This is a genomic window from bacterium, from assembly GCA_008933615.1.
Lineage (GTDB): Bacteria > CLD3 > CLD3 > SB21 > SB21 > SB21.
Genome location: WBUR01000016.1, coordinates 1 through 11,356, shown reverse-complemented (window position 1 = coordinate 11,356; position 11,356 = coordinate 1). Strand labels below are relative to the sequence as shown.

Here is an 11,356-nt window from a genome sequence, read left to right as displayed (position 1 = left end):
AACCGCACCGATACCCGGTTTGAGTGATAGATTCATTTTGGTTGAATCCTTTCTGTTAGTGTGATGATTATACATTTATCATTGAACGTTTTAATATTAGTCATTGTTCTTGTTACTATTATACTTGTTCATACAAAGTTCAATATCGCCGGTTTGGATAAATTCCAGCGCCGCATTTTTGGCATGTTCGGTCATTTCATGCAATGTGTCGATTTCCGACGCGTCAAATCGTGAGAGAACAAAATCGGCCAGGTCCATTTTCTGCATCAGGTCATTGGCAATACCGACGCGCAGTCTCGGAAACTGGTCGCTATTCAGATGAAAAATAACCGACTTCAGTCCGTTTTGTCCGCCATCGCTTCCGCTTTTTCTCAATCGAATCTTTCCTACCGGCAAAGCCGCATCGTCGCAGATTATCAGTATGTCCTGCAAAGCCAATTTATGAAACTGAACGACCTCGCGAACAGCCATTCCGCTGTTATTCATATACGTGGTCGGTTTCATCAACCATACGCGTTCACCGGCGTGATTGCCGTCACCTATGGCATATTCGCCTTTGCCGGCCCTCAAGGAAATACCGAGAGCGTTTGTCAACTTGTCAATGACCATAAATCCGGCGTTGTGGCGCGTGCGCTCGTAACGTGATCCCGGATTACCTAAACCTACAATTAATTTCATAAACTGATAACCGCCGCTCGTTTGGCGTCACCGCCCCAGAACCGGACAAGAACTTAGCAGGATAACTCCTGCCCATCCTGTCAAAAATGAAATCAACGGATTAACAAACCGGACGGTTGATTCGGCCTTTGAATTACTATTTCTTTTCGGCCTTCTCTGCTGCTTTCGGAGCGGGTTCTTTAGCCGCTTTCGGAGCTCCCTCTTTGGCCTCTCCTTCAGCGCCCTCTTCTTTACCCTTCGCGCCGATCAATTCGGGTTCGGTCGGTTCGGCGGTCGCTTCCGCAAGTACGGATTCAAGAGCCTTCGGAACTACTACAGTACAAACGGATTCGCTCTGAGGATTTAAAATCGTAATTTTGTCGTATTTCAAATCGCGTACGTGGATACCTTTTCCGATATCGATATTTTCCACATTGACCTCGAGATGCAGCGGGATATCACCGGGCAAACATTTAATATGAAATTCGTTCATATCATGCTGCAAAATACCGCCTTTGGTCTTCACGCCAATCGGCGTTCCGACGAATTCGATCGGTACGCGCACATCGATGGCGCGGTCCATGCGAACGCTCATGATGTCGATGTGAATGACTTTACCCGTCACCGGGTCTTTGTCAAAATCACGAATTAGTGCTTTGTATTCTTTGCCATCCAAAGTGAACGTCACCAGCGTGTGTTCAGACTGAAGAAACTTCACCAACGACAACGCGTCAAATTGGATAGTCATATTTTCTTGTCCAAATCCGTAAAATACGCCGGGTACTTTCCCCTGTCTGCGGCTGGCGGTTGCGCTGTTTTTGCCAGCGTCTCTGCGTTCCGCATTTAAAACGATCTGTGCCATGGTATCATCCCCTGATATTAATTATGAGACATGTGAATTAGTTATTATAATTTTAGTTAAACAATACGCTGATCGATTCCGCTTTGTGAATACGCGCGATCGCTTCGGCAAAAATATGCGCGACCGAAACGACTTCGATCTTCTCGCACGAATTGCGCATCGGGAGCGTATCGGTGGCAACGATTTTTTTTATCGGCGACGCCATGATCTTTTGGATCGCGGTGCCTGAGAGAATCGGATGCGTGCACGCCGCATAGATTTCCCGCGCGCCCTGTGTCTTCAATGCCGCTGCAGCCTGCGTAAGCGTTCCCGCCGTATCGATCATATCGTCGATCATCAGGACGTCCCTGCCGTCCACGTCGCCGATAATATTCATGATCTCCACGTCATTGGCCTTTGGACGGCGTTTATCAATAATGGCAAAATCTGCGTCCAGCCGTTTGGCATACGCACGGGCTAATTTCACGCCGCCCATATCGGGCGAAACAATAACGGAGCCGGGTTTCAAAACGTTTCTCCAATATTCGGTCAGCACCGCCGAGGAATATAAATGGTCGAGCGGAATATCAAAAAATCCCTGTATTTGTGCAGAATGCAGGTCCATCGTAAGAATCCGGTCTACGCCGGCAGTAGTCAGTAAATTGGCCGTCAGTTTTGCCGTGATCGGAACGCGGGGCTGGTCTTTGCGGTCCTGTCTCGCATACCCGAAGTACGGAATGACCGCGGTGATGCGATACGCCGAAGAACGTTTTGCCGCGTCGATCAGGATCAACAGTTCCATCAGATTGTCGGCCGGCGGTATCGTCGGTTGAACGATATAAAGGTCTTTACCGCGAACGTTCTCATCGTATTTCGCAAATATCTCGCCGTCACTAAAATTGGTGACCTCCACTTTTCCTAAATTTATGTTTAACCTCTTGGCAACTTTTTCAGAAAAGGAAAGATTTGCGCGGCCGGATACCAGCATTATTTCATTTACATCAACCATTGCAAGCAGTTCTCAATCAGAATAAATTCGTAAAACAAAAACCAGTTGGGGTGCAAGGACTCGAACCTCGGATGGAGGGACCAAAACCCTCTGCCTTACCACTTGGCTACACCCCAATAAAACATTGCAACTACTCAGCAGTCCTGATGCTTTCCACTCATAGAGGATTAAAGATATTAATATCTGAAAACGAAGTTGTCATCCAATAAGAATCTTTTTACTTTGAAAGTGCGGCCTGTGATTCAAAAAGATTCTTGCAGAATGACACGACCGGCAATCAGGGTTGACCACTGAGTAGTTGCAGTTGCAAAATTTAAAAGAACAAATCAGACAAATTCACAAACCGTAACAAAATCTCCGGAAATGTCAGAAACCAATTTTTCAAGATTTCGGGCTTTATCGAACAATCCGAACACGGCCGAACCGCTTCCGGACATCCTAGCAAAAACGGCGTTTTCTTTTTCAAGCATTTCCTGTAGAAGCCTTATTTTACTATGCTTTGCGAAGACTAATGGCTCGAAATTATTGCCTAAAAACGCCTTTTTTTCCAAAGGTGCGCTAAACATAATAGATTTTGCCTTATTTGTCAAGTTTAAACTTGAATTTTCAGTATTTTGCGAGTCCAAAACCGCCCGGAAATTTTTGTACGCCCAGGCCGTTGAAATTTCAATATTCGGATAGATCAGGAGAACTTTTTCTGTCAAATCCCACTGAAAAAACTCCAGCATTTCACCTCGTCCTTTGCCGATCGCCGTATTGCCTTTCCCAAGTAAAAATCCGACAAAAAAGGGCACATCGGACCCCAACGCGGCTCCCAGTTCCATCAGTTTAGCATCGCTGAGATGAAGTTCATACAACTTGTTGATCTGCATCAAAACGCATGCGCCGTTACTGCTTCCGCCGCCGAGCCCGGCGCCGATGGGAATGGATTTTTCGAGATGAATATCCGCACCCAATTTCTCTCCGGTTTCCTCCTCCAATAATCTGACGGCTTTCGCGCAGATATTGGTATCATCGAGAGGAATGGTCGTTTGTTTTGAAAACAGGCGGGTCTTATTAAGGGTGTTTTTTTCGAAGGTGATCGTATCGGCCAGGCTGATAACTTTGAAAATCGTTTCAATATCGTGGTATCCGTCGGCCCTTTGTTCTCCGATCTTCAGGCCGATATTAATCTTGGCATACGAGCGCGTTACGGCGTAATCGTGTTCTAAGTTCATATATCCTTTAAAATGAAAAAGGCTACTGTAGCGTAGCCTTCACCGGTTATCCAGTTTTAGTTTACTTTTCGAGAGCCCAGTGCGACCTTGGAAATTTCATCAGCCACAGGGATAAGAACATCATGCCGGCATCTTCGATCACTCGCCGCCATCCGACCATCGCTTCGCTGTCTCCAACTTCAAAGCAGCCGCAACTGATATCCAAGCCTCGTATTAAAGCGGAGACAATGGCGATAATAAACAGCGTCAATAATATACTGAGAATCGCCGCATTGGCGCGAACCCAGATTCCCAATACCAGCAAAAGGCCGCAGAACATTTCCAGCCAGGGAAGCCATATCGCGGCCATGTTGACCAGCGCCTGCGGAAGTATCTCGTAAGCGATAATATTCTGAGCGAACGGCTCCGGGTAAGTTATTTTTTCAATGCTCGCATAAACAAAAATTAAGCCCAGTATAACCCGCGCGATGAGGGAAACGACGCCGTTATAGGCCTGCATTAGTAATTTCATTTTTTCCAACATGGGGTTACCTCTCAGGGTGTTCGATCCATTGGATACTGTACGAGGCGCCATTCCTGCATGCCGCCGGGAAACAAAAATATTTTTGTGAATCCTGCCTTGTGCATGGTCTCGGCGAGTAACTGCGCCTGATTACATGCGGGGCCTTTGCAGTACACGACGTAAGGATCATTTTTTTTGAGCTTGTCCAGCGCAGGATTCAGTCCCGCTGTTTTATAATAAACTGAAATGGCGTTCTGTATATGTTCCGCTTGATAAAATGAAGGGGGCCTGGCATCGATAAATACCGCCGCCTTATGGTCAAACAAAACATGCGTCTCTGCCAGCGACAGCGTTCGGCCCGGTTTGCTTAAAATTTCATCAGGGGTCAGCGTATTGCCCGATGCAGCAGCTGACGTGGAATGGCGTAACGGCAGTAATGAAATGCCGCCCGGGTTGAAGCCGTTAAACGCCAAACCGGCTAAAAGGCTTCCAAATAACACAATTGACGATTGAATAGAGATTCTTTTTATCATGGAAGTTAAAGTAAGATTTCCAAAAATAATAGACAAGAAAAAAGCTCAGACGAAGCATCTGAGCTTATACCGTTAAATCGTATTCTTAAATATACGCGCTATTCTTTTTTGTTACGTTCTACTATGGGGTAGCCGGCCGCGCGCCATTCATCCATACCGCCCGGAAAGAGAAATACGCCGGTGAAACCTAATTCTTCCAATTCACTCACTAAATGCTCGGCCTGTTCGCATTTCGGCCCGCCGCAGTAGATGATCAGCAGTTGATCTTTTTTATAATCCTTCAGGCGCGGATTTTCTTTGGCGTTTTGATGGTAAATCCATTCCGCATCTTTAATATGCGACATTTTATAGAGAACTTCCTGGCGCGCATCGATAAATACGGCGGCTTTGGTCTTGAATAATGTGTAGGCCTCGTCGATGGAAAGTTGTTTGCTCTTTTTCGGATCCTGCGTCTCCATCCGTTGATAGGACGATTTAACAGCAGGTTTTCGGATCACATCCAATCCGTTGTCATGAAAATGATTGAACGTCATTCCGCTAAGCAGACTCGATGCGGCAATAATGCCGCACTGAAAAAGTAGTTTATTGAATAGCATAGCTAATTTTGGGCTATGTGAACTGTTTATAAAAATCTAATGTGCTTATCGGGTTTACTCACATACGTCATGGTGAGCCCTTCGGCAGGGCTCAGGACAGGCTTGTCGAACCATGACCAAGTTTAGTAAAATCAGTCTTCGACTTCGCTCAGACTGAAGTGTTCTTTTCCATTTGTGAGCCAACCCGATAAGCATGAAATCTAATTAGGACCGAGCGTAAAGACAAGTGATTTTTTTGGGATACGCCGTGCCGCCCCCAACATAAAATAGGCACACAGATATCAAAATAATTTTTTGACCTTCTTATAAATTGAATTGATATCCAGGTAATATCCCGCGTTTAATGAAATAGTCTTTGGTCGCACATCGATGTCTGTATGGGCGGGCTTGAATCTCGCAATGCTCCTGGCAAATCTTACTTCAATTGAAAAATCATGCGATGGATCAAATCCGAAACCTATTGCCCAAGCGGCGTCGGCGCTTTTGTCATTAGTGTAATGAGCAATGTCATTAACAGTTTCATATAGAATTTTCTTACTATTTAAGGCCAAACCAATACCGCCACCGCCGATAAAAAAGATTCCATTTCGAAAATCCTTCCGCAATAGAACAAAATCATAGAGATATGAAATGTTACACGTATAGGTTTCTTTTTCCCAACCTGCTGTAATCTTCCCGTCGTATTTCTTTGGAAAATACCTCACTTCGTTCTGGACATATAATAGATCAAAGACAGGAATGCACACAAATCCGCCATAGTTAAGTCTGCCGTAATTGATCTTTTTACCACCTGAGAATTTCGTGGTGTATGAACCATTTAGTCCCGCAGTAATTCCGACAAGAAAAGGAAGCTTTTCTTTTGGCTTTAAAGCTTCTTGACTTTTTCTAAGTTCTCTTTCAGCTCTTTCTTTCTCCTTCTGCAAAGCTCGCTCCTGTTTCAAAAACGCTTCATGAGCTAATTCCTGTTGTTTGATTTCTTCTGCCATTTGTTTCGGATTTATGTGTATGTAATTTTCTTCGTCCTTCTTCACTACGACCCTTTTCGAAATAAGCTTCCCGTGTACCTCTGCCGAAACTTCATACTCGCCGATAATCAGATTCTTGAATTTTGCAGGCAGGAGCCGATCCGTTTTGATTCCATTGATGTGAATCGGCACGTTATCGATCTCTTCCGAGACCACGTGGAGATTACCAAATATGAAACACTCGGGAGGACAATCGCTGCTATTGGGAGGAAAATAGACTTGTTTCTCAGCCATCATTCCAAAATTCTGTTTGAGGCGCAGGTTATAAGTGCCGGGAATGATCCTATCAATAACCAGATCGCCGCCCTCACCTTTAAGTCGCCCATTAAGATAGAGCTCGGTTTGTTCAGCATTGCATACCAATGTGACGGAGACCGGTTTAAAATCTATTTGGAAACGGTTGGTTTCTTTGTCCATAACATCGATGAACTCTTCAGCAATGTATTCGGAATTGTTAAGAAGGTCGTTCCAGCGTAACGTGATCTTGTGATTTCCTATTCTTATGTTGGGAATTCCGGATGGTGTCACGTAAGAAGTCTCGAGGTCATCAACAAAAATAACAGCATTCTTATAGTTGGAATTAATTTCTATCGTGACGACGGAATCTGTTTGAGCATATAAACAGACGCCGCTGAATAATAAGAGCAGGTATTGTTTAATCATATTATAATAGCCTGTGTATTTAATCATGTTTTCATATGCCGGGAAATCTACAAAACACAATGAATCAATCTTACATTTCTTCGTGAACAAAAATTAAAGTCTAAAAGCGAATTCGTGAATCCAACGTAACGGGAAACCAGAATCCTCGCGGCTCTCCGCGTATCGAAAAAAGGAATCGAGAATTGATGCCGATTTCCAAATTCTTAGAAACGGGTCGGCTTAAGCCAATGCTTGAATTAAAATAGTATTTCGTATCGGTGCTTTTTTTTTCTAAATATGGATCAACTCCCCGATCAAAATTATAATAAGCTGGTTTCTTTTCATATAATGCCCCAACACTAAAATACGAATTCAAATTGAAAATTAACAATTTCGAATTGAGCTCAGTGCCAATCCCAACAAGAAAATCGCTCCTATGCGTAGAGTGGTCATTAATTCTGTTTTTTGATTTGAGTTGATTCCATAAATATCCTATTTCAGCAAACATGGCACCAAAATCCGTTTTTTTGAATTTTGTACGCAAATCAAGAGAATTCCCCTGGTTCCAGAATTTTTTGGATTTGGAATCGTTTGGCCTGACTAGTCCACCGGAAAAAACTACCATGTACTCTTCTTGCGCTAGAAGATTCGCAGTACACAACCCAATAAGCATTAGAAAAGTAATTTTTTTCATGTCCGTATAAGAGAAATTCTCCGTTAATACTATTCACTGAGAATATAAAGTACTTTCTTAATACAAAACACAATAAAGCTCAGAAATAATATTGCATCTTTTGCCTTTACAAGCCGGGGGTGGGCGGTCATCACTTCTCCACCGTAATAACCACCTTTCCCCGCGCATGCCCTGTTCCAAGATACCGCAGCGCATCCGCCGTCTGACTTAAAGGATAGCGCCGGTCGATCACCGGTACCACTTTCCCCGACTCCAGCAGTTCTTTCATAATGAACAGATCCTTTTGGTTTATTTTCGCCGACACACCGCCCATTTTCTTCCCGCCTTTATTTGACATCAAAGGCCCCAGGAGCATGGCCGAGAAGATCTGAGTTCCAGTTCCACCCGCCATGATATAAATGCCTTTCGGCGTCAGCGCGCGCTTATACGCGGAAAGCGGATGATATCCATTCGCCGCAAAGATCAGGTCGTACAACTTGCCGCTTTGCGTGAAATTTTCTTTCGTATAGTCGATAACATGATCGGCCCCAAGCGTGCGCGCCTGATCCATATTCCTCGTACTGCACACCGCAGTCACTTCCGCGCCGAACCATTTCGCGATCTGCACGGCATACGTTCCCACTCCGCCGGATGCGCCGTTGATCAAAACTCTTTGTCCCGCCTGGATCTTCCCTTCGTCGCGCAAACCCTGCAGAGCGGTGAGCGCCGCCATCGGCACAGCCGCGGCTTCTTCAAAAGATAAATTCGACGGTTTCAGCGCCATTGCTTTTTCAGGCAGGGCTATGTATTCCGCAAAAGCGCCATTCCCAAACGAAGCGGCGTCCCCGTACACTTCGTCACCGGGCTTGAACTGCGTCACGTTCTTCCCCACCGCTTCCACACGTCCCGAGAAGTCCGCGCCAAGCCGCGGGTTCTTGGGTTTGAAGAGGCCCACGCCCATGAGGCGAACAAGAAATATGTCCGCGGTGAGAAAATGCCAGTCGTACGCATTCAGCGAGGCCGCATAAATTTTTACCAGTACTCCGTCGTTTTTGACAACGGGTTTTTCTACGTCTTCGAACCGAATCACATCGGGTGATCCGTATTGAGTGTAGGTGATTGCTTTCATAAGGTTGACTCCGGATTTAATTTTTCTCCAACCTCATCCCTATCTCTTCTCCTGGGAGAGGAGCAGGGCACGTACTATTTCAAAGGGAGAGAAAAGGGTGAGGTTGGATTTAATTTTTTGACCTGATCTTTTATCTTAATGATCGCTAGCTCTATATTTTCTTTTACTTCCTCATCACGAATACGAACAAACACGACGCCGTATGTTTCAATGATCTCTTGGCGCTCCGCATCGTATTTCTTTGCTTCTTCGGAATCGTGTGAATAACCATCTACTTCAATCGCCAGCTTCAATTCCGGACAATAAAAATCCAGGACAAACGGCCCAACGCTGAACTGCCGGCGGAATTTGAATCCGTCGATCCCGCGATTCCTCAGGTTTTGCCAAAGCATATGTTCACTGCGTGTCGAGCGCTTGCGTAATGCCCTGCGTTTTTCTTTTTGAATTTTTTGATTGAATATTTTGTTCATGGTTCTAGTCTCCAACCTCACCCTGTCCCTCTCCTCGACGAGGAGAGGGAACGTACTGTCTGAGTTAGTACGTCCCCTTCTCCTTTTCAAGGAGAAGGGACAGGGATGAGGTTACCATCACACCATCTCCCTCAACTTCTCCACGATCTCCACCATCGCCATGGTGTCGAGCGAACAATAGTCTTCCAAATTTTTTCGAACGGCCATTCGTTCTTCCTCCGTTATGTTTTCGCCAAAAGTTACGCGCAGAAATTCCCGGCTGGCCATGCCTCCTTCCGAGATCGCCATACCTTCATAGCCGGTTCCGGTCAGAACGGGCAGGACGGACTTGATCGATGCGCTTCCTTTTTGATCATAATGATAGAAGTGGAACGCCTTGAACGGATCAAGCAGGTCGACGATACGTTTCTGAATTCCATCATTCCATTTCGCAAATTCCGGAAACGCTTCGCACGCGCGATTCAGTTTATCCTTTTCAAAAGACGCACTATACGTGATGATCGACCCCTGATGGCCTAAATGTTTTTTCAGCAGTTTCAGCAGTTCCGGACGCGGGTCATGTTTCCCGTCCGCGAGATAACTGTAATGCTCGGTATCTTTTCCGGCTGAACGCTGAATATGAAGAGAGAATTGGAATGGGATCGGTTGATGTGGTATCGTGTTATCAAAAAGCGGCATGGCAGGCCCGATCGTTTCAAAATCAAGAAAATATAACGGATATTCCAGCGTGTCCAGAAATGTGCGAATACCGCTTTTATTTAAATATGGCTTTTTGGACCTAAGGCTTTCAACCTGAAGTTTCTGTTTATCGGAAAGCTCCACACGATCATTCAGCGCCAAAATATCAGTCACTCCCTGGTGGATCAGTGCAAAGGCTTTTTCTTTATTTATATAATAGAGCGTCAACAAATTATGTTCCGGAAGAAAAACAAAACACTTCTGCTGCAGCGGACAGTCGTAAGGAGTACTGCAATGGGTGCCGATGGCCACTTCGGGACAAGTTTTGCCCGAAATGGTTTCCGTCATATCAGCTAATTGACGTTCTACCAAGGGCAGTAGGTCTTTCACTTCTTCCGTGATATCGGTGAGCGTAAAAAGTTTTTCGGGATCGATTTCACCTTTGCGAACATACTGGTTATTAATGTGCAAAATATAAGATCGTTTGATCGAAAGCCCGGCGCCCTGATAGGTATACCACTGGAGTGAAAGATCGCGCAGGTTAATATCCTTGACCCTGGTAGAACTTTTGACTTCGATGATCTCCCAGCCATCGTCTTCGACCGGATTCAGAATGTCCACGCGGGCGTAAGCGCTCTTATATAAGAAAGCGGCTTCAAATAGCGGCTTACGTTTAGAGATCAGTTTCTGCGTCTGCTCAATGACTTTTTCAAAATCCACAAGCCCTTTGGCTACCTCTATCCCATCCGGGTAAAGTTTTTTCGCAAGCTCACCTACCTCATGCCCCTGATCGAATATTGCCTGCGTCTCGGCATCGGTTTTGGGGATCTCTTCTTTCGCATTGTAATAATGCCAAAGCAGTTTGGGGCACTGAAGTCCGTTGAGGTATTTTGATTTTGAGAGGAAGGGCGTGGTTATCATAGTTTTTTGTCGTCATCAATTCGCTTCAGGATTTCAGTTTTGATATTTTTCAGTGTTTTTTCGATGTCTTCATGAACTTCTTCATCGCGGATATGAAGAAATCGAACTCCATAGTTCTCTATGATCTCCTGCCTTTCCGCATCGTATTTTTTGGCCTCATCGGAGTCGTGAGTATATCCGTCAACTTCCATTGCGAGTTTCAATTCGGGACAGTAGAAATCCAGCACGAAAAAACCGACACTGACTTGCCTTCGGAATTTATACCCTTCAAAACCGCGGTTTCTCAGGTTTTGCCAGAGCGTCCGTTCTGCCTTGGTCGAGCGCCGACGCAAGGAGCGGCGTTTTTCTTTTCGAGCATTTTGATTGAATATTTTGTTCATGGTTTATCTCCAACCTCACCCTGTCCCTCTCCTCGATGAGGAGAGGGAACGTACTATCTGAGTCAGTACGTCCCCTTCTAGAC

The 11,356-nt window shown here is 45.2% G+C and carries 12 protein-coding genes and 1 tRNA gene; all 13 read right to left on the bottom strand.

The genetic code is table 11. The features are described 5' to 3' along the window. Positions 1 to 96: 96 nt before the first annotated feature. The 13 genes from F9K33_07465 to F9K33_07405 all read right to left on the bottom strand — a co-directional run bounded on the left by F9K33_07465 (position 97) and on the right by F9K33_07405 (position 11,273). Positions 97 to 678: an aminoacyl-tRNA hydrolase gene (locus tag F9K33_07465; protein KAB2879827.1), complete on the bottom strand. Its 582-nt coding sequence runs from the start codon at positions 676 to 678 to the stop codon at positions 97 to 99. Between the two features lie 136 nt (positions 679 to 814). Then, positions 815 to 1,519: a 50S ribosomal protein L25 gene (locus tag F9K33_07460; GenBank protein ID KAB2879826.1), complete on the bottom strand. Its 705-nt coding sequence runs from the start codon at positions 1,517 to 1,519 to the stop codon at positions 815 to 817. A 52-nt stretch (positions 1,520 to 1,571) separates the two neighbouring features. Continuing rightward, a complete protein-coding gene (locus tag F9K33_07455) occupies positions 1,572 to 2,507 on the bottom strand; it encodes a ribose-phosphate pyrophosphokinase (protein KAB2879825.1) in 936 nt (311 codons plus the stop codon). 45 nt (positions 2,508 to 2,552) lie between these two features. Continuing rightward, positions 2,553 to 2,623: transfer RNA gene (locus F9K33_07450), tRNA-Gln, on the bottom strand. 210 nt (positions 2,624 to 2,833) lie between these two features. Further along, positions 2,834 to 3,724, bottom strand: coding sequence for a 4-(cytidine 5'-diphospho)-2-C-methyl-D-erythritol kinase (ispE, locus tag F9K33_07445; protein ID KAB2879824.1), 891 nt, complete (start codon positions 3,722 to 3,724; stop codon positions 2,834 to 2,836). Positions 3,725 to 3,785: 61 nt separating this feature from the next. After that, complete coding sequence (locus F9K33_07440; GenBank protein ID KAB2879823.1) at positions 3,786 to 4,298, bottom strand: DoxX family membrane protein; 513 nt, start codon at positions 4,296 to 4,298, stop codon at positions 3,786 to 3,788. Further along, on the bottom strand, positions 4,259 to 4,759 hold the full coding sequence (locus F9K33_07435; GenBank protein KAB2879822.1) for a rhodanese-like domain-containing protein: 501 nt from the start codon (positions 4,757 to 4,759) through the stop codon (positions 4,259 to 4,261). Before F9K33_07435 ends, F9K33_07440 begins: the two co-directional genes overlap by 40 nt. Before the next feature lie 98 nt (positions 4,760 to 4,857). Beyond that, positions 4,858 to 5,355 carry a rhodanese-like domain-containing protein gene (locus F9K33_07430; GenBank protein ID KAB2879821.1) on the bottom strand — a complete coding sequence of 166 codons (498 nt, stop codon included), beginning with the start codon at positions 5,353 to 5,355 and terminating at the stop codon, positions 4,858 to 4,860. Positions 5,356 to 5,636: 281 nt separating this feature from the next. Then, positions 5,637 to 7,070 (bottom strand): hypothetical protein, encoded by a 1,434-nt coding sequence (locus F9K33_07425; GenBank protein ID KAB2879820.1) that lies wholly within the window; start codon positions 7,068 to 7,070, stop codon positions 5,637 to 5,639. A 776-nt stretch (positions 7,071 to 7,846) separates the two neighbouring features. Continuing rightward, positions 7,847 to 8,824: an NAD(P)-dependent alcohol dehydrogenase gene (locus F9K33_07420; GenBank protein ID KAB2879819.1), complete on the bottom strand. Its 978-nt coding sequence runs from the start codon at positions 8,822 to 8,824 to the stop codon at positions 7,847 to 7,849. A gap of 74 nt (positions 8,825 to 8,898) precedes the next feature. After that, positions 8,899 to 9,294, bottom strand: coding sequence for an endonuclease domain-containing protein (locus tag F9K33_07415; GenBank protein KAB2879818.1), 396 nt, complete (start codon positions 9,292 to 9,294; stop codon positions 8,899 to 8,901). A 117-nt stretch (positions 9,295 to 9,411) separates the two neighbouring features. Continuing rightward, a complete protein-coding gene (locus F9K33_07410) occupies positions 9,412 to 10,893 on the bottom strand; it encodes a DUF2779 domain-containing protein (GenBank protein ID KAB2879817.1) in 1,482 nt (493 codons plus the stop codon). After that, positions 10,890 to 11,273, bottom strand: a complete 384-nt coding sequence (locus F9K33_07405) for a DUF559 domain-containing protein (GenBank protein ID KAB2879816.1) — start codon at positions 11,271 to 11,273, stop codon at positions 10,890 to 10,892. Before F9K33_07405 ends, F9K33_07410 begins: the two co-directional genes overlap by 4 nt. Positions 11,274 to 11,356 lie beyond the last annotated feature (83 nt).